Genomic DNA, 19605 nt, shown 5'->3' on the forward strand with positions numbered 1-19605 from the left:
AACGATGACGCGCCTTTCGGTGGTCATCGTCGCCAAGAACGAGGCGGCCAACATCGTGGATTGCGTTCGCTCCTGCCGCTTCGCCGACGAAGTCATCGTCGTCGATTCGGGCAGCACCGACGGCACGCCGGACCTGGCGCGCGCCGAGGGCGCCCGGGTCCTGGTCACGCCCGACTGGCCCGGCTACGGCCCGCAGAACAACCGCGGCATCGACCTCGCCACCGGCGACTGGTTCTTCTCGCTCGATGCCGACGAGCGCATCAGCGAGGCGCTGGCCGCGGAGATCCGCGCCGCCATCGCCGACACGAGATGCAACGGCTTCCGCGTGCCGCGCAGCTCCATGTACGTGGGCCGCTTCATCAAGCATTCCGGCTGGACGCCCGACTACACGCGCCGGCTGGCCAGGCGCGGCCTGGGGCGCTTTACCGAGCACTACCTGCATGCGAACCTGCAGGTGCAGGGCGAGCTGGGCACGCTAAAGAACCCGATCATCCACTACAGCTTCCGCGACCTCGAGGCTGTGCTGGAGAAGCTCAATCGCTATTCCAGCGCCAATGCGCGCGACATGGTCACGGCCGGCCGCAGCGGCTCGATGTCGCGCGCGGTCGCCAGCGGCCTCTGGGCCTTCATCCGCACCTACTTCCTGCAGCTGGGCTTCCTCGACGGCCGCTGGGGCTTCATGCTGGCGGTGTCCAACGCCGAAGGCACCTACTACCGCTACCTCAAGCTCTGGCTGCTGCAAAGCCAGGAGGCGGGCAGGTGACCGGATGAGGACGGCCTTCGTCGTCCTCACCTACAACCGCGCCGACGCGGCCCTGGCCGTGTTGCGTGCGCTGGCGCCGCAGTGCACGCCGGAGCACCGCGTGGTGGTCGCCGACGACGGGTCGCGCGCCGAGAACGTGCAGGCGCTGCGCGACGGCCTGCCGCGGTTCGCCTGCAGCGTGCAGCACGTCTGGCATCCCGACGTCGGCTTCACCGCTTCGCGCGCCCGCAACCTGGGCGCGGCCACCGCCGCTGCTGCCGGCGCCGACTACCTGGTGTTCCTGGATGGCGACTGCGTGCCCAATCCGCGCTTCGTGCTGCACCACGCGCGGCTGGCCGAGGCCGGCCACTTCGTCAACGGCAGCCGCGTGCTGCTGAGCCCCGCGCTCACGCAAAAGGTGGTCGCCGGCGAAATCGATTTGTCCCAATGCGATACTGCCGCCTGGCTGCGCCTGCGCATGGCGGGCGACGTTAACAAATTGACGCATCTTCTGCAGTGGCCCGGAGCCCCGTTTCGCGTCCAGCCGCGTTTCAGGTGGAAGGGCATCCGCAGCTGCAACTTCGGCGTGGCCTGGGGCGATTACCAAAGGGTGAATGGATTCGACGAGACCTTCGCAGGCTGGGGACACGAGGACGCCGACCTGGTCCTGCGGCTGCACAACGCCGGCCTGCGGCGCAAGAACGGCTTCCTGGGCACCGAGGTCTGGCACCTGTGGCACCGGGAGCAGAGCCGGGCGGACGAGGGCGGCAACCGGGCGCGCGTCACGGCGCGCACGGAAAGCGGCATCATCCGGGCGGAGCGCGGGCTGGCCGAAGCACTTCACCAGCCGGACACCATCGTCACTGAACTGAACCGATGAAGAACGAACCAAGCAGCATGAACCTGACCAAGCAATGGCGCCGCCGCGACCTGGGCGGCCTTCTTGCCGCCGCCACCGCGGGGCTGGCCGCCGGGCCGGCGCTGGCCCAGTTCCGGGTGGAAGTGACCGGCGTCGGCCTGACGCAGTTGCCGATCGCGATCGCGCCTTTCCGCGGCGACGCCGACGCGCCGCAGAAGATCGCCGCCATCGTGCAGGCCGACCTCGAGCGCAGCGGACAGTTCCGCGCCATCGACGGCAGCGGCGCGGCGCTGGATGAAACCAGCCGGCCGGACGTGAGTCCGTGGCGGCAGAAGGGCGCCGATTCGCTGGTGGTCGGCAGCACCGCGCGCCTGGCCGACGGCCGCTACGACGTGCGCTTCCGGCTCTGGGACACGGTGCGCGCGCAGAGCGTCGCCGCCGACGGCGTGATGGTGGTGACGGCGGACCTGCGCCTGGCCGCGCACCGCATCGCCGACATGATCTACGAGAAGCTCACCGGCGAGAAAGGCGTGTTCTCCACGCGCATCGCCTACGTCACCAAGGCCGGCAACCGCTTCAACCTGTGGGTGGCCGATTCCGACGGCGAGAACGCGCAGTCCGCGCTGGCCAGTCCCGAGCCGATCATCTCGCCGGCCTGGTCGGCCAACGGCCAGCAGCTCGCCTATGTGTCGTTCGAGTCGCGCAAGCCCGTGGTCTACGTGCACGACGTGCCCACCGGCCGCCGGCGCCTCATCGCCAATTTCCGCGGCTCCAACAGCGCGCCGGCCTGGTCGCCCGATGGCCGCACGCTCGCCGTGACGCTCACGCGCGACGGGGGCTCGCAGCTTTACACGATCCCGGCGGCGGGCGGCGAGCCCAAGCGGCTCACGCAATCGAGCAGCATCGACACCGAGCCGCTGTATTCGGCCGACGGCCGCACCCTCTACTTCGTGAGCGACCGCGGCGGCGCGCCGCAGATCTACCGCATGCCCGCCAATGGCGGCGAGCCGCAGCGCGTCACCTTTACAGGGAATTACAACATTTCGCCCGCGTTGAGCCCGGACGGAAAGTGGCTGGCCTACATTTCCCGCGTCGGCGGCGCATTCAAGCTGCAGGTGATGGAGCTTGCGAGCGGCAACGTGCAATCGGTGACGGACACCGTCTCCGACGAAAGCCCGAGCTTCGCCCCGAACGGCCGGCAGATCATCTATGCCACGCGCCAGAACGGCCGCGAAGCCCTGATGACCACCACCCTCGACGGCAAGATCAAGGCCAGCCTTCCCGGGCGCAGCGGAGACATCCGCGAGCCGGACTGGGGCCCCTTCCAACGTTGATGACGAATTCTGTGCAGGAGGTTTTTGGAATGAACAAGCGTGTGTTGCTGGCGGCCGCGATGGCCGCGCTGCTGACGGCGTGCTCCAGCGGCGTGAAGCTGGACGACGTGCCGGTCGAGGACCGCAACAAGGCCGGCGTGGTTGCGCCCGAAGGCGCCACCGGCCCGGGCAGCCAGCGGGGCGTGGAGCAGGTGCGCGTCGACCCGCTGGCGGGTGACCGCGCGGGCCCGCAGAACGTGGCCCGCATCATCTACTTCGACTACGACAGCAACGAGATCAAGCCGCAGTTCCAGCAGCTGATCGAGGCGCATGCGCGCTACCTGAAGGCGAGCGGCGCGCGCCACGTCGTGATCGAAGGCCACACCGACGAGCGCGGCGGCAGCGAATACAACCTGGCCCTCGGCCAGCGCCGCGCCGAAGCCGTGCGCCGCGCGCTGGGCCTGCTGGGCGTGGGCGACGCGCAGGTCGAAGCCGTGAGCATGGGCAAGGAGAAACCGGCCATCGAAGGCCACGACGAATCGGCCTGGCAGCAGAACCGCCGCGCCGAAATCGCCTACCGCTAAATGAGCAGCACGATGAAACGCACTGCACTGGCCGCCGCGCTGGCTGCCGCCTCGCTATTCACCGGCGGCGCGCAAGCCGCGCTGTTCGAGGACGACGAGGCCCGCCGCGCCATCCTCGAGCTGCGCCAGCGCGTCGAGCAGCAGCGCCTGACGCTGTCCGACGAACTGCGCCGCTCCAACGACGAGAACGCCTCGCTGCGGCGCAGCCTGCTGGAGCTGCAGAACCAGATCGAAGGCCTGCGCGCCGAGCTGGCCCGGCTGCGCGGCAACGACGAATCGCTCGCGCGCGACGTGGCGGACCTGCAGCGGCGGCAGAAGGACATCGCGCAGGGCGTGGACGAGCGCCTGCGCAAGTTCGAGCCGGTGCAGGTGACGGTGGACGGGCGTGAGTTCGCGGCCGACCCGGCGGAGCAGCGTGACTTCGAGGGCGCGCTCGCGGCCTTCCGCAAGGGCGAGTTCCCGGCGGCGCAGGCGGCGTTCACCGAGTTCCTGAAGAAGTACCCCGGCAGCGGCTACAAGCCGACGGCGCTGTTCTGGCTGGGCAACGCCCAGTACGCGAACCGCGACTACCGCGGCGCCATCGCGAACTTCCGCGCGCTGCTGCAGCAGTCGCCCGACCATCCGCGTGCGCCCGAGGCCGTGCTGTCGATCGCCAACTGCCAGATCGAGCTGAAGGACAGCGCCAGCGCGCGCCGCACGCTCGACGACCTGGTGAAGGCGTATCCGCAGAGCGAAGCGGCGAGCGCCGCGCGCGAGCGGCTGGCTAGGCTACGCTAGGCTTCGCCTAGCTCGCAGGGGCTGGGTTTTAGAGGCTGGAGGCTAGGGGAAGGCAGCAAAGCCCGTCCCTAGAACCTAGCCTCCAGCACCTAGCCCCTAGAATTCCCCCATGCCCGAGCTGAATGCCCTGGCCGCGAAGGTTCTCCTCGCGGCCTTTTTCCTGTCCTTCGTCTTCGGCGCGATCGCCCAGCGCACCCACTTCTGCACCATGGGCGCGCTCAGCGACGCCTACAACATGGGTGACACCATGCGGCTGCGGCAATGGGCGCTGGCCGCGGGCATCGCCATCCTCGGCTTCTGGGCGCTCGCTGCGGCCGGCCAGATCGACCCGGCGAAGACCTTGTACAGCGGCAACCGCTGGATCTGGCTGTCGGCCGTCGTCGGCGGCGCGCTGTTCGGCTTCGGCATGGTGCTGGCGTCGGGCTGCGGCAGCAAGAACCTGATCCGCCTGGGCAGCGGCAACCTCAAGGCGCTGGTGGTGTTCCTCGTGCTGGGCATCTCGGCCTTCGCGACGCTCAAGGGCATCACGGCGGTGCTGCGCGTGAACACGGTCGACCGCGTCGCCGTCGATTTCGCGGCACCCGCCTTGCTGCCGGTCGGCCTGGCGAGCGTGGCCGGCCTGTCGCTGCCGACCGCCAGCCTGGTCGCGGCGCTGGTCTTCGGCGGCGGACTCGCCTTGTGGGCCCTGCTGGGCCGCGGCTTCCGGACCTTCGACAACCTGCTGGCTGGCCTTGGCATCGGCGCCGTGATCGTCGGCGCCTGGTGGGTCTCGGCGCACCTGGGCCACGTCGCCGAGCATCCCCAGACGCTGGAAGAAGCCTTCCTGGCCACGAACTCGGGCCGCGCCGAAGCCCTGAGCTTCGTCTCGCCGATCGCCTACACGCTCGACTGGCTGATGTTCTTCAGCGACAAGAGCAAGCTGCTCACGGTCGGCATCGTGTCGGTGGCCGGCGTGGTCGCCGGCTCGTTCGTGATGGCGCTGGTGGGCCGCGACTTCCGCTGGGAAGGCTTCGGCGGCACCGAAGACGTCGCCAACCACCTCGCCGGTGGACTGCTCATGGGCGTGGGCGGCGTCACCGCCATGGGCTGCACCATCGGCCAGGGCCTGAGCGGCATCTCGACGCTGAGCGCCACCAGCTTCGTGGCCGTGGCCGGCATCGTGCTCGGGGCGCTCGCGGCCTTCCGCTACCAGATCTGGCGCATCGAGCGCACGGCATGACGCATCTCGACGAGGAAGCCGACCTGCAGCGCCGCTTCGGCGGGCTGGAGCGGCTGTACGGCATGGATGGCGCCGCCGCCATCCGCCGCGCGCACGTGGCGGTCATCGGCATCGGCGGCGTCGGCTCCTGGGCGGCGGAGGCGCTGGCGCGCAGCGGCGTCGGCGCGCTGACGCTCGTCGACCTCGACCACGTGGCCGAATCCAACATCAACCGCCAGATCCATGCGCTGGCCAGCACCATCGGCCAGGCCAAGGTGCAGGCCATGCGCGAGCGCATCGCGCAGATCAACCCGCGCTGCACCGTGCACGAGGTCGAGGAATTCGTCGAGCCGCTCAACTGGCCGCAGCTGCTGCCGGCCGGTGTCGACGCCGTCATCGACGCCTGCGACCAGGTCCAGGCCAAGGCGGCCATGGCGGCCTGGGCGCGCGACACCAAGGCCTTGTTCATTGCCTGCGGCGCGGCGGGCGGCAAGCGCCTGGCGCACCAGGTGGACATCGACGACCTGGCGGCCACCACGCACGATCCGCTGCTGGCGCAGCTGCGCTACCGGTTGCGCAAATTCCACCGCGCGCCGAAGGAAGGCAAGAAAATCGGCGTGGCCTGCGTGTTCAGCCGCGAGCCGGTGGCGCCGCCCGATCCGTCCTGCGCCATCGAGGGCGACGGTTCGCTCAACTGCCATGGCTACGGCTCGGTGGTGAGCGTGACCGCCACGTTCGGCCAGTGCGCCGCGGGCTGGGTGCTCGATCGCATCGCGACCGGCCGGAAACCCGCAAAACTCCCGCTATAATCGTGGGCTTTGCTGCTGCGAAAACAGCGGTGAAGGCGTGGGACGTTAGCTCAGTTGGTAGAGCAGCGGACTTTTAATCCGTTGGTCGCAGGTTCGAATCCTGCACGTCCTACCAAGGTTCGAAGGACCGGTCAGAAATGGCCGGTCCTTTTTTGTTTCCGTCATCCCCGCGGAGGCGGGGACCCAGGGCTTGCGCATTCCGTACGCGTCATCCGGAGCGGGGCAGACCCGCCAGCCTGTCGATAATGACAGCTGCATGATTCCAAGCAGTACCCTCCCTCCCGGCTTCATGGTGGTCCACGGCAACCACCCCGAGGCGCTGCGCGACCTGATGGTGGCCTGGATGGACCGGCACCCGCTCGCGCCGCTGGAAAACGAGGTGGTGCTGGTGCAGAGCAACGGCGTCGCGCAATGGCTCAAGCTGTCGCTGGCGGCGAATCGCGACGAAGGCGGCATCGGCATCGCCGCCGCCTTGCAGACGCAGCTGCCTTCGCAGTTCACGTGGCAGGCGTATCGCGCGGTGCTGGGGAACGAACTCCCGGCTGCGTCGCCGTTCGACAAGGCGCAGCTGGTGTGGCGCCTCATGCGCCTGCTGCCTTCGCTGCTGGACCGGCGCGACTTCGCGCCGCTGCGGCGCTTCCTCGAGCGCGACACCGATGCCCGCAAGCTGTACCAGCTGGCCGAGCGCATCGCCGACCTGTTCGACCAGTACCAGGTCTACCGGGCCGACTGGCTGGCCGAATGGGCGGCCGGCTACGACTTCATCGATACCAGCCGCAAGGGCCGCATTCTCGTGCCGGCCGAACAGGTCTGGCAGCCGCAGCTGTGGCGCGCCCTGTTGAAGGACGTGGGGGCCGAGGGCGCCGCCACGAGCCGCGCCGAGGTGCACCGCCGCTTCCTGTCCGTGGCGGCCAAGGGCGGCGAGCGGCCGGCGGGCCTGCCGCGGCGCGTGAGCGTCTTCGGCGTGTCCTCGCTGCCGCAGCAAGGCCTGGAGGTGCTGGCCGCCCTGGCCAACTGGACGCAGGTCCTGCTGTGCGTGCACAACCCCTGCGAGCACGACTGGTCGCACATCGTCGCCGACCAGGACCTGCTGCGCAGCACCCGCGTGCGCCAGCAGCGCCGGCCCGGCACGCGCGGAGAAGTCGCGGAAGAAGCGCTGCACCTGCACGCGCAGCCCTTGCTGGCGGCCTGGGGCAAGCAGGGCCGCGACTTCATCCGGCTGCTGGATGCGCACGACGACCGCGAGAGCTACGCGCCGCGCTTCGCTGCCATCGGCCGCCGCATCGACGTGTTCGAGCGCAACGGCGGCGACTCGCTGCTGCGCCAGCTGCAGGACGACATCCGCGACCTGCGGCCGCTCGCCGAGACCCGCGAGACCTGGCCGGAGGTCGACCCGCAGCGCGATCGCTCGCTCGCCTTCCACGTGGCCCACGGCCCCCAGCGCGAAGTGGAAGTCCTGCACGACCAGTTGCTGGCCGCCTTTGCCGCCGATCCCAGCCTGCGCCCGCGCGATGTCATCGTGATGGTGCCGGACATCGCAACCTATGCGGCGCACGTGCAGGCGGTGTTCGGCCTGGTGGAGCGCAACGACCCGCGCCACATTCCCTTCACCCTGGCCGACCGCGGCCAGCGCCAGCACGATCCGCTGCTGGGTGCCCTGGAGAAGCTGCTGGGCCTGCCGCAGTCGCGCCTCGCCGTGAGCGACGTGCTGGACCTGCTGGAAGTGCCGGCCTTGCGCCGACGCTTCGGCATTGCCGAAAGCCAGCTGCCGCTGCTGCACCGCTGGATCGCCGCCGCGCGCATCCGCTGGGGCCTGCATGCGCAGCACCGGCACAGCCTGGACCTGCCCGACGGCCTGGAACAGAACTCCTGGGCCTTCGGCCTGCGCCGCATGTTGCTGGGTTATGCGGTCGGCGCGGGCGACCTGTGGGAAGGCATCGCGCCGATGGACGAGATCGGCGGCCTCGACGCCGCGCTGCTCGGCCCGCTGGTGCGGCTGCTGGACGCGCTCGAGGCGCACTGGCGCCTGCTGGCCAGCGCCGCTGCGCCGGCCGAATGGGGCCAGCGCCTGCGTGGCGTGCTGCACGATTTCTTCGAGGGCGAAGACGGCAGCGACGAGGGCTTCACGCTGCTGCGCCTGGAGCAGGCCTTGCAGGAGTGGCAGGAGGCCTGCGCCGACGCCGCGCTGGCCGAGCCGCTGCCGCTGGCCGTCGTGCGCGAGCACTGGCTGGCGCGCATGGAGCAGGGCGGCCTGAACCAGCCTTTCTTCGGAGGCGGCGTCACCTTCGCCTCGCTGATGCCGATGCGCGCCATTCCCTTCCGCTGGATCGCGCTGCTGGGGATGAACGACGGCGACTATCCGCGCAGCCGCGTGACCATGGATTTCGACCTGATGGGACAGGACTACCGCCCGGGCGACCGCTCGCGGCGCGAGGACGACCGCTACCTGTTCCTCGAGGCGCTGCTGTCGGCGCGCGAGCACCTGCACATCAGCTGGGTCGGCCGCAGCATCCGCGACAACGAGGAGCGGCCGTCTTCGGTGCTGGTGGCGCAGTTGCGCGACCACGTCGCGGCGGGCTGGCGCGCGGCCGACGACGGCGACTTGCTGAAAGCGCTGACCGTGCAACACCGGCTGCAGCCTTTCCATCCTTCCTATTTCGACGGCGCCTCGCCGCGCCACTTCAGCTACGCCAACGAGTGGCGCTCCACCGTCGTGGCACCGGAGGAGGGAGCGCGCGGCCTCGAAGTCGGCGCGCAGGTGCCGCTGCCGCCCCTGCAGCGCAACACCTCGCTCACCCTGAAGCTGCTGTCGCAATTCCTGAAAGACCCGATCCGCGCCTTCTTCCAGCAACGCTTGGCCGTGCGCTTCGACGAGGACGACCCGGTCAGCAAGGACCAGGAGCCCTTCATCTTCGACGGCCTGGAGAACTGGCAGCTGCAGGACGCGCTGATCCAGGCGCAGAAGGCGGCGGTGGATGCGGGCGCGGAGCGCGAGCCGGCGCTGCAGGCGCAGCTCACGCGCCTCGCCGCGCAAGGCGAACTGCCGCTGGGCGATTTCGCCGAGAGCGCGCGGCTGGCGCTGGTCGAGCCGATGGACAAGCTGTTCCGCGAGTACGGCGATGCCTTGCGCGCGTGGCCGCAGGCGCTGCCCGACGCGCCGCTCGACTACCTGCCGCCGGGCGCCGAAGCCGCGCAACGGCTGGAGGACTGGCTCGGTGGCCTGCGCGGCGACGGCGCCGGCGCCCGTGCGCGCCTGGTGCTGGAGTCCAGCAGCCTCATCGCGCTGAACCGGTGGCGGCACGACCGGCTGCTGCCGCACTGGGTGGCGCACGTCGCCGGCCACCTGCAGGGCGAGCCGCTGGCCACGGTCGTCGTCAGCAAGGCGGGCACGGCGCGGCTCGCGCCCTTGACGGTCCAAGCCGCGCGTGACTACTGGGACCGGCTGCTCGAAGCCTGGGAGCAGGGCATGCGGCAGCCGCTGCCTTTCTCGGTGCAGCCGGCTTCCGCCTGGCTGCGCAAGGGCGAACGCGAGGCGGCGCAGCAAGCCCACGAGGAACAGCGCGAGCGCAATGCCTACCTGGCCCGCGCCTTTCCGCGTTTCGACGCGATGCTGGCCGACGACGGCCTGGAACACTGGGCCGAGGCCTTGCTGCGGCCGCTGGTCGATGCGCTGGGCGCGCCGCCCCGCAGCGAGGGCGAAGCATGACGACGCCCCGCCTGCTCGATCCCCTGGCCTTTCCGCTGCGTGGCAGCGCGCTCATCGAGGCCAGCGCCGGCACCGGCAAGACCTTCACCATCGCGGCGCTGTACCTGCGGCTGGTGCTGGGCCACGGCGGCGACGCGGCCTTTGCGCGCCCGCTGGTGCCGCCGCAGATCCTGGTGGTGACCTTCACCGAAGCGGCGACCAAGGAACTGCGCGACCGCATCCGCGCCCGCCTGACCGAGGCCGAAGCGTATTTCCGCGAGGACCCGGTGCGCGAGGACGACCTGCTGCACGCGCTGCGCGGCAGCTATGACCCCGACCAGTGGCCCCAATGCGCGCAGGCCCTGCGCCTGGCTGCCGAATGGATGGACGAGGCGGCGGTCTCCACCATCCACGGCTGGTGCCACCGCATGCTGCGCGAGCATGCCTTCGACAGCGGCAGCCTGTTCACGCAGACGCTGGAAACCGACCAGGACGAACTGCTGGCCGAGGCGGTGCGCGACTACTGGCGCACCTTCTTCTATCCGCTGCCGGCGCCGGACGTCGCCACGGTGGCGGACTGGTGGCCCGCGCCCGCCGCGCTCGCCGAGGCCGTGCGCAAGCTGCTGGAGCATCGCGACGCCCTGGAGCCGGGCCAGGAGCCGGCCGGCGCGCTGGCGCACGCGCGCGAGCATTGCGCGCGCGAACTGGCCGAACTGAAGGCGCCGTGGGCGCGCTGGGTGGACGAACTCGAGCAGCACCTCGATGCCGCCGTGGCCGGCCAGCGGGTCGACCGCCGCAAGCTGCAGGCGCGCTACTACCAGCCCTGGCTGCGGCAGCTGCGCGAATGGGCTGCCGGCGAGGCGACCTGGCCGCTGGAACCCAAGAGCACGGCGTGGACCCGACTCACGACCGAAGGCATCGCCGAGATCTGGAAGATCCCGCCGCCCCTGCAGCACGACGCACTGGAAGCGATGCACACCTTGCGCGAACGCCTGCAGTGCCTGCCGACGGCGCATGCCGGCATCCTCGCGCACGCCACGCACTGGATCGCCGGCCGCCTCGCGCTGGAGCAGGAGCGCCGCGCCGAAATGGGCTTCGACGACCTGCTCACGCGCCTGGACGCGGCCTTGCAGGGACCCAACGGCGCGCGGCTGGCGGCCCTGATCCGCGAGCAGTTCCCGGTCGCCCTGATCGACGAATTCCAGGACACCGACCCGCTGCAGTACCGCATCTTCGACGCCGTCTACGGCATCGCGCGCAACGCGCAGGACAGCGCGGTGGTGCTGATCGGCGACCCGAAGCAGGCGATCTACGCCTTCCGCGGCGCCGACATCTACACCTACCTTGCCGCAAGACGCGCCACCGAGGGCCGGCACGCCACGCTGGGCACCAACTTCCGTTCGACGCGCGAACTGGTCGAAGGCGTGAACCGCTTCTTCCTGCAGGCCGAGGAGCGTGCGCAGGGACGCGGCGCCTTCCTCTTCCGCGGTGGCGACGACAACCCCTTGCCCTTCATCGCCGTGGGTGCGCATGGGCGCGAGCAGCAGTGGCTGGTGGACGGTGCGCCCGCGCCGGCGCTGACCTGCTGGTGGCGCGGCGAGGGCGGGAACTACACGCAGGCCATGGCGGCGTCCTGCGCCGGCGAAGTGGTGCGGCTGCTGCAACTGGGGCAGCAGGGCTGCGCGGGCTTCGCCGAGCCGGGCCAGCCCTTGCAGCCACTGAAGCCCGGCGACATCGCGATCCTCGTCAATACCGGCCGCGAGGCGCGGGCCATGCGCGTGGCGCTCGACGAACGCGGCGTGCGCAGCGTCTACCTCTCGGACCAGGACTCCGTGTTCGCCAGCCCGGTGGCCGGCGACCTGCAGCGCCTGCTGCAAGCTTGCGCCGAGCCCGATGACGACCACGTGCTGCGCGCCGCGCTGGCCACCGCCCTGCTGGGCCTGCCGTGGGCCGAACTGGACGACCTGAACCAGGACGACGAGCGCTGGGAAATGCGTGTGCTGCAGTTCCGCCGCTACCGCGACCAGTGGCGCAGCCAGGGCGTGCTGCCCATGCTGCGCCGCCTGCTGCACGACTTCGCGGTGCCGCAGCGGCTGCTGGCCGCGGGCGACGAACGCGGCCTGACCGACGTGCTGCACCTGGCCGAACTGCTGCAGGAGGCCAGCGCGCTGCTGGAGGGCGAACATGCCCTGGTGCGCCACCTGGCCGAGCAGCGCCGCGACATCACGGTGGGCAATGAAAGCCGGCTGGTGCGGCTGGAAAGCGATGCCGACCTGCTGAAGGTCGTCACGGTGCACAAGTCCAAGGGCCTGGAGTACCCGCTGGTGTTCCTGCCGTTCGCCTGCGCGGCCCGGCCGGCGCGTGCCGAAGACCTGCCCTTGAAGTGGCATGACGCGGAAGGCGCGCTGCGGCTTTCCCTGACCGCGGACGACCAGGCGCTGGCGCGCGCGGACGAAGAGCGTTTGGGCGAGGACCTGCGCAAGCTCTACGTGGCCCTGACCCGCGCCCGCTACGCGACCTGGATCGGCGTGGCGCCGGTGAAGGAGTTCGAGCGCACCGCGGTGGGCTACCTGCTGCAAGGCGGCGCGCCGCTGGCGGACACCCTGCAGGCGCGGCTGGGGAACGGTCCCGCGGTCGCCGTCGTGGCGGCGCCCGAACCCACCGACGCGCGCTACCGGCCGCCGGGCCGCGACGTGGTGCTGGCCGCCGAACGCGTGCCGCCGCGCGCCGCGCGCGAGCACTGGTGGATCGCCAGCTACTCCGGCTTGCGCGTGGGCGAAGAGATCGTGGCCGACTCGCTGGTCGAAGCGGAAGTGGCGGCGCTCGCTGCGCCCGAATCGGCGATCGAGGCAACCTACCTGGAAAGCCGGGCCGACACCGGCGAAGAGGAGGCCCCGCCCGCGAGCGGCGGCCTGCACGACTTTCCACGCGGACCCAGCCCCGGCAGCTTCCTGCACGCGCTGCTCGAATGGGCCGGCCGCCAGGGGTTTGCCACTGCCGCGGCCGCGCCGCGTGAACTCGCCGCCTTCATTGCCCGGCGCTGCCAGGCGCGCGACTGGGGCGAGTGGGCGCAGCCCTTGTCGCAGTGGCTGCAGCAATGGCTGGTCGCGCCGCTGGACCTCACGGCACTCGGCGGCCGGCCGGTCAGCCCCGCGCAGCTGCACGTTCAGCAGGTGGAGATGGAGTTCTGGTTTGCCGCCAGCCACGTCGACGCCCGGGCGCTGGATGGCCTGGTGCGCAGGCACACGCTGGGTGGCGCCGCGCGCCCCGCGCTCCTGCCGCAGCAGTTGAACGGCATGCTCAAGGGCTTCATCGACCTGGTGTTCGAGCACGAGGGCCGCTACTACGTGGCCGACTACAAGTCGAACCGGCTCGGTCCGGCGGATGGCGACTACACGCCGGCCGCGATGCGCGCCGAGGTGCTGAAGCACCGCTATGAACTGCAGTACACGCTCTACCTGTTCGCGCTGCACCGGCTGCTGCGCGCACGCCTGCCGGACTACGACTACGAACGCGATGTCGGCGGGGCGGTGTACCTGTTCCTGCGCGGGCACGCGGCCCCGGGTGGCGGCCTGCATCTGGAGAAGCCGCCGCTTGCGCTGATGGAAGCGCTGGACCGCCTGTTCAGCGGCGCGGAGATGGCCGCATGAAGGCGATGCTGGAACAACTCGCGCGCTGGGTCGAGGCCGGCTGGCTGCGCGACCTCGACCAGGCCTTTGCCGCTTTCCTGGCGCGCGAAGCGCCCGATGCCGATCCCTTGCTGCTGCTGGCCGCGGCGCTCGCGAGCCACCAATTGGGGCGCGGCCATGCCTGCCTGGAACTGGCGGCGACGCTGGCCGATGCGGCTGCCACGCTTGCCTTGCCGCCGGAGGACAGCGAGTCGATCGAGCCGACCCCGGCCGACCTGCTGGCCAAGGTCTCGCTCAAGAAATGGCAGCAGGCGCTTGCGCATCCGCGCCTCGTCGGCGCCGGCGCGGGCAACACGCCGCTGGTGCTGGAAGGCACGCGCTTCTACCTGCGCCGCTACTGGCAGCACGAGCGCACCGTGCAGGAGGCGATCGCGCTGCGTTTGTCCCAGGTGCAGAAGGCGGCACCGGACGGCCGCGCGCTGCGCGCCGCACTGGACGCCTTGTTCCGGCCCGTGGCGAACGGCGAGACCGACTGGCAGAAGGTCGCCTGCGCGCTCGCTGCGCGGCAAGGGTTCAGCATCGTCACCGGCGGTCCGGGCACCGGCAAGACGACCACGGTGGTGAAGCTCCTGGCCGTGCTGCAACACCTGGCGCTGGGCGAGGGCGGTGGCCGCCTGCGCATCCGGCTGGCCGCGCCCACGGGCAAGGCGGCCGCGCGCCTCAATGCCTCGATCGCAGGGACGGTGCAGGGCCTGCCCCTCGCCGGCCTGCCGGACGCGGAGACCCTGCGCGCCGCCATTCCCACCGAGGTGACGACGGTCCACCGTCTCCTCGGCAGCCGCCCCGATACGCGCCACTTCCGCCACGACGCGCGCAACCCGCTGCCGGTCGACGTGCTGGTGCTGGACGAAGCCTCGATGGTGGACCTGGAGATGATGGCGGCCGTGCTGCTGGCCTTGCCGGCGCAGGCGCGGCTGGTGCTGTTGGGCGACAAGGACCAGCTCGCCTCCGTCGAAGCCGGGGCGGTGCTGGGCGCGCTTTGCCGCCGCGCCGATGCCGGCCACTACACGCAGGTGACGCGCGACTGGGTGCTGGCGGCGACGGGCGAACGCATCCCCGACGCCCTGCTGGACGCGGACGGCGCTCCGCTGGACCAGGCGGTCACCAAGCTGCGCAAGAGCCATCGCTTCACCACGGCGAGCGGCATCGGACGGCTGGCCGATGCGGTCAATGCGGGGGACATCGCCGGCGTGCGCAAGCTCGAACGCGACCCGCCCGCCGACATCGCCTTCGCCACGCTGGGCAGCGACGATGCCGCCTTGCGCCGGCTCGTGCTGGAGGGTCCGCAAAGCTACCGCCACTACCTGGAGGTCATGGGCGCGCAGCAGCCGCCCTTGAACGCGCAGCGGCCGGCTTTCGACGCGTGGGCCGCGCAGGTGCTGGCCGCCTATGGCGCGTTCCAGCTGCTGTGCGCCGTGCGCAAGGGGCCGCAGGGCGTAGAGCGCCTCAACCAGCGCGTCGCGGCGATGCTGCACCACGCGGGTCTGCTGCGCGCCGCCGGCGGCTGGACGCTGGGCCGCCCCGTGATGGTGACGCGCAACGACTACGCCCTCGGCCTCATGAACGGCGATGTCGGCATCACGCTGGCCTTGCCGCAGGAAGTGGACGGCGTGGTGGACTGGAAGCTGCGCGTGGCCTTCGCGGCCAGTGACGGCAGCGCCGGCATCCGCTGGGTGCTCCCGAGCCGCCTGCAGGCCGTGGAGACGGTGTTTGCGATGACGGTGCACAAGTCGCAGGGTTCCGAGTTCGCGCATGCGGCGCTCGTGCTGCCCGATCGCATGAGCCGCGTGCTGACGCGGGAGCTGGTCTACACCGGCATCACGCGGGCGAAGCAGCGCTTCACGCTGGCGCAGGCCGGCGATGCGGCGGTGCTGGAAGAGGCCGTCACGCGGCGGATGGAGCGCGCGGGCGGATTGCTGGCCTGACGCGCCTCTCGCGATTTCGTGAAATGCTCGTCACTTGTAACGGCGAGCGGCATGGCAACATTCGGGTTAAGTACAAAACCCTAAAAGCCTTGCATGAAAGAGTTCGATCCCGCGGACCTCGAAGTCCGCATTGCCGACCTGCTCGTGGCCACCGCCGACGGGGCCGATGAAGACCTCGATGCGCCCGTGCAGGACGTGCTGAAGCTCCTGCGCAGCAACCTGCAGATGGACGTCGAGGTGGAGCAGGCCGGCCAGCTGATCACCGTGGGTGCGTCCGATGAACTGGAAGCGTCCTGGTGCCAGCGCGTCGTCGACGGGCGCCTGCCCCAGTACATCGAAGATGGCGCGAAGTACCAGGCCGAGGGCCAGGCGCCGGCCACGCCCTTTCCGGTCGGCACGCACCTGAGCGTGCCCATCGTGCTGAGCAGCGGCGAGATCTACGGCACGCTGTGCTGCTTCAGTCACCACGTGAACGGGCGGGTGAACCACCAGGACCTGCGCACGCTGGGGTACACGGCACAGCTCGCCGCCGATCGGATCGAGCAGGCGCGCGAGCGGGACGAGTAGCAGGCAGCCGCGGTTCGCCTGCGGGTCACCACGGCCTACGGAGCGCGCGCGGAGAGCCGGGGTTGCCACCCCGGCCTACGAAACGACGGATCGCGCGGTCGCGCCAACGACGGTCCCCGTCGGGCGTAGGCCGGGGTGGCAACCCCGGCTGCCCCGTTGCGCCCGTAGGCCGTGGTGAGCGGCGAAGCCCGAACCGCGGCTTCGCCGCCCGAAATCAGCCCCCCGCCTCGGCCGCCTCGATCTGCCCGCTCACCGCCAGCCAGCGCTCTTCCAGCGCCGCCAGTTCGTCGGTGATGGCTTTCAGCCGCTTGCCCGCTTCGGCGATCTGAGCCGGCGACAAGGGCGTCGCCATCCGCGCTTCGATGCCGGCCTTCTCCTGCTCCAGGCTGACCATGCTGCGTTCGGCGGCTTCCAGGTCCTTCTTCAGCGGCTTGAGGCGCGCGGCGAGCTGCTGCCGCTGCTGCGCCGACTGCTGCCGCTGTTCCTGCGAATTCGCGCGCACGGCCGGCGCGGGCGCCGGCACGGGGGCGGCCACCACCGGCGCAGGCGCCGGTGCCGAAGCCGCCGGCTTGGCCCTGGCTTCGTCGCGGATGCGCTTGGCTTCGTCCAGCAGGTACTTCTGGTAATCGTCCAGGTCGCCGTCGAAAGGCGCGATGCCGCCGCGGCCGACCAGCCAGAACTCGTCGCACACCGAGCGCAGCAGCGCGCGGTCGTGGCTCACCAGCATCACGGTGCCTTCGAACTCATTCAGCGCCATCGCCAGTGCCTCGCGCGTCGCCAGGTCCAGGTGGTTGGTCGGCTCGTCCAGCAGCAGCAGGTTGGGCCGCTGCCACACGATCATGCACAGCACCAGCCGCGCCTTCTCGCCGCCGCTCATGGAGCCGACGGTCTGCTTGACCATGTCGCCGTTGAACAGGAACTGGCCGAGGAAGTTGCGCAGGTCCTGCTCGCGGTCCGACAGGCCCAGCCCGGGGCCGAGCTCGCGCGCCAGCCGCGTCATGTGCTCCAGCGGCGTGTCCTGCGGGCGCAGCACGTCCAGCTCCTGCTGCGCGAAGTAGCCGATCGCCAGGCCCTTGCCCTCGGTGATCTTGCCGGCCAGCGGCGGCATGGTGCGCGCGATGGTCTTCACCAGTGTCGACTTGCCCTGGCCGTTGGCGCCCAGGATGCCGATGCGCTGGCCGGCCATGACGGAGCGGCTGACGTTGCGCAGGATGACCTTGGGCGGCGCGCCTTCTTCACCGGCGTAGCCGAAGGACGCATCCGTGATCGCCAGCATCGGGTTCGGCAGGTTGGCCGGTTCCTTGAACTCGAAGGTGAACTCCGCGTCCGCCAGCACCGGCGCGATCTTCTCCATGCGCTCCAGCGCCTTGACGCGGCTTTGCGCCTGCTTGGCCTTGCTGGCTTTCGCCTTGAAGCGGTCGATGAACTTCTGCAGGTGGGCGATCTTTTCCTTCTGCTTGGAGAAGGCGGCCTGCTGCTGTTCGAGCTGCTGCGCGCGCAGCGTCTCGAAGCCGCTGTAGTTGCTGCCGTAGCGCGTGAGCTGCTGGTTCTCGATGTGCAGCGTGACGTTGGTCACCGCATCGAGGAATTCGCGGTCGTGGCTGATCACCACCAGCGTGCCCGCATAGCGCTGCAGCCAGCCTTCCAGCCAGACCAGGGCGTCCAGGTCCAGGTGGTTGGTCGGCTCGTCCAGCAGCAGCAGGTCGGAGGGGCACATCAGCGCGCGCGCCAGCTGCAGGCGCATGCGCCAGCCGCCGGAGAAGCTGTTCACGGGCCGATCCAGTTCGTCGACGCGGAAGCCCAGGCCGAGAATCAGCGCCTGCGCGCGTGGCACGGCATCGTGCTCGCCGGCATCCGCCATGTCCGAGTGCGCGTGGGCGATCGCCATGCCGTCTTCGCTGGCCTCGGCGCGCGCGAGCGCCTCGCGCAGCGCCATCAGGCGGACGTCGCCGCCCAGCACGAAGTCGGTGGCGGGCTCGTCGGTCTCGGGCATGTTCTGCGCCACCTGCGCCAGCTGCCATTGCGGCGGCACGAAGAAGTCGCCGCCGTCCTCGTGCAGGCTGCCATTGAGCAGGGCGAAGAGGGTCGACTTGCCGGCACCGTTGCGGCCCACCAGGCCCACTTTCTCGCCGGGATTGATGGTGACGCTGACGCGATCGAGCAGGACCTTGGCGCCGCGGCGCAGGACGACGTTGCGGAGGGTGATCACTTCTTGGTCAACTTCGCAAAAGCCTGCTCGAAGTCGGCCACGAGGTCGGCGGTCGCCTCGATGCCCAGCGAAACGCGGATCAGCGACTCCGCGATGTCCATGCTTTGCCGCATCTCCTGTCCCATCTCCCAGAAGATGGTGCGCGCCGCGGGCAGGGCCAGCGTGCGGTTGTCGCCGAGGTGGCTGGACTTGATCACCAGCTGCAGGGCGTCGAGCACGTCGTTGGGATCGCAGCCGTCGACCGTCTCGAAACTGAGCAGGCCGCCGAAGCCGCCGAACAGCTTGCCGGCACGCTCATGCTGCGCATGGCTTGCGAGGCCTGGATAGTGCACCTTGGAAACCAGCGGCTGCTTCTCCAGGCATTGCGCCACCGCCAGCGCATTGGCGCAGGTGCGGTCCATGCGCAGCGTCAGGGTCTCGGCGCCGGTGGCGATCCGGTGCCCATGCTCCGCCGACAGCGTGCCGCCCAGGTCGCGCAGGCCCTTCTTGCGGATCTGCAGCAGGCCCCAGGCAGTGGGCGGGCCCTTGCGGTACACCGGCAGCAGGTTGGGGTACTTGTCCCAGTCGAACAGGCCGGTGTCGGACACTGAGCCGCCCAGCGCGTTGCCGTGGCCGCAGATGCCCTTGGAGAGCGAATGGATCACCAGCGAGGCGCCGACCGCCTTGGGGCGGAACAGGTGCGGCGTGGTCAGCGTGTTGTCGACGATGTAGACGATGCCGCGCGGCGTGCAGAGCTTGCCGATGCCTTCCAGGTCGGCGACCTGGGTGCGCGGGTTGGCGATGGTTTCGGTGAACACCATGCGCGTGTTGGGGCGCAGCGCCTGTTCCACGTTCTTCGCGTCGGTGGCATCGACCAGCGTCGCTTCGCAGCCCATTTGCTGCAGCGTGTTGAACCAGCTCGCGGTGTTGCCGAACAGGAAGCGGCTGGCCACCACGTGGTCGCCGGCCTTCAGCAGCGCCATCATGGTGGAGACGATCGCGGCCATGCCGGTGGCGAAGCTCACCGTGCCGACGGCTTCTTCCATCAGCGTGACCTTGGCTTCCAGGGCGGCGGTGGTGGGGTTGCCCTGGCGGCCGTAGACGTAGCCGCTCTTTTCGCCCTGGAACACCGACACCAGGTCGGCCGTGCGCTCGTAGCCGTAGCCGGTGGCGACGTGCAGGGGCTTGTGGGTGGCACCGTGCTCGATGCCGGCGGCGCGGTCGGCGTGGAGGATGCGGGTGGAGAGGTCGCGGGTCATAGACCCGTAT

13 protein-coding genes and 1 tRNA gene are annotated in these 19605 nt (G+C 70.4%); 12 read left to right on the top strand and 2 right to left on the bottom strand.

Going from position 1 to position 19605, the window contains the following annotated elements:
- Positions 1–4: 4 nt before the first annotated feature.
- The 12 genes from LZ009_RS11645 (at position 5) to LZ009_RS11700 (ending at position 16148) form a co-directional block, all read left to right on the top strand.
- Positions 5–763 (top strand): glycosyltransferase family 2 protein, encoded by a 759-nt coding sequence (locus tag LZ009_RS11645; protein WP_275698093.1) that lies wholly within the window; start codon positions 5–7, stop codon positions 761–763.
- A 4-nt stretch (positions 764–767) separates the two neighbouring features.
- Positions 768–1622: a glycosyltransferase gene (locus LZ009_RS11650; RefSeq protein WP_275698094.1), complete on the top strand. Its 855-nt coding sequence runs from the start codon at positions 768–770 to the stop codon at positions 1620–1622.
- A gap of 17 nt (positions 1623–1639) precedes the next feature.
- The gene (gene tolB, locus LZ009_RS11655; RefSeq protein WP_275698471.1) at positions 1640–2935 is read left to right on the top strand and encodes a Tol-Pal system beta propeller repeat protein TolB; all 1296 of its coding nucleotides are present in this window, start codon (positions 1640–1642) and stop codon (positions 2933–2935) included.
- 29 nt (positions 2936–2964) lie between these two features.
- On the top strand, positions 2965–3498 hold the full coding sequence (gene pal / locus LZ009_RS11660) for a peptidoglycan-associated lipoprotein Pal (RefSeq protein ID WP_275698095.1): 534 nt from the start codon (positions 2965–2967) through the stop codon (positions 3496–3498).
- A gap of 12 nt (positions 3499–3510) precedes the next feature.
- On the top strand, positions 3511–4275 hold the full coding sequence (gene ybgF / locus LZ009_RS11665) for a tol-pal system protein YbgF (protein WP_275698096.1): 765 nt from the start codon (positions 3511–3513) through the stop codon (positions 4273–4275).
- A gap of 109 nt (positions 4276–4384) precedes the next feature.
- Positions 4385–5494 carry a YeeE/YedE family protein gene (locus tag LZ009_RS11670; protein ID WP_275698097.1) on the top strand — a complete coding sequence of 370 codons (1110 nt, stop codon included), beginning with the start codon at positions 4385–4387 and terminating at the stop codon, positions 5492–5494.
- Positions 5491–6282 carry a tRNA threonylcarbamoyladenosine dehydratase gene (locus LZ009_RS11675; RefSeq protein ID WP_275698098.1) on the top strand — a complete coding sequence of 264 codons (792 nt, stop codon included), beginning with the start codon at positions 5491–5493 and terminating at the stop codon, positions 6280–6282. The genes LZ009_RS11670 and LZ009_RS11675 overlap by 4 nt, the downstream gene beginning before the upstream one ends.
- A 39-nt stretch (positions 6283–6321) precedes the next feature.
- A tRNA-Lys gene (locus LZ009_RS11680) sits at positions 6322–6397 on the top strand.
- Between the two features lie 141 nt (positions 6398–6538).
- A complete protein-coding gene (recC, locus tag LZ009_RS11685; RefSeq protein WP_275698099.1) occupies positions 6539–9988 on the top strand; it encodes an exodeoxyribonuclease V subunit gamma in 3450 nt (1149 codons plus the stop codon).
- Positions 9985–13617: an exodeoxyribonuclease V subunit beta gene (recB, locus tag LZ009_RS11690; protein ID WP_275698100.1), complete on the top strand. Its 3633-nt coding sequence runs from the start codon at positions 9985–9987 to the stop codon at positions 13615–13617. The genes recC and recB overlap by 4 nt, the downstream gene beginning before the upstream one ends.
- Positions 13614–15581, top strand: a complete 1968-nt coding sequence (gene recD, locus LZ009_RS11695) for an exodeoxyribonuclease V subunit alpha (protein WP_275698101.1) — start codon at positions 13614–13616, stop codon at positions 15579–15581. Before recB ends, recD begins: the two co-directional genes overlap by 4 nt.
- A 93-nt stretch (positions 15582–15674) precedes the next feature.
- Complete coding sequence (locus tag LZ009_RS11700) at positions 15675–16148, top strand: GAF domain-containing protein (RefSeq protein WP_275698102.1); 474 nt, start codon at positions 15675–15677, stop codon at positions 16146–16148.
- 214 nt (positions 16149–16362) lie between these two features.
- Here LZ009_RS11700 and LZ009_RS11705 read toward each other — a convergent pair whose 3' ends face one another.
- Entirely contained in the window at positions 16363–18357 is a 1995-nt protein-coding gene (locus tag LZ009_RS11705) for an ABC-F family ATP-binding cassette domain-containing protein (RefSeq protein WP_275698103.1), read from the bottom strand.
- Complete coding sequence (locus LZ009_RS11710) at positions 18354–19595, bottom strand: cystathionine gamma-synthase family protein (RefSeq protein WP_275698104.1); 1242 nt, start codon at positions 19593–19595, stop codon at positions 18354–18356. The genes LZ009_RS11705 and LZ009_RS11710 overlap by 4 nt, the downstream gene beginning before the upstream one ends.
- Positions 19596–19605: the final 10 nt, after the last annotated feature.

It is taken from the genome of Ramlibacter paludis (assembly GCF_022012305.1).
GTDB classification, from domain to species: domain Bacteria; phylum Pseudomonadota; class Gammaproteobacteria; order Burkholderiales; family Burkholderiaceae_C; genus Ramlibacter; species Ramlibacter paludis.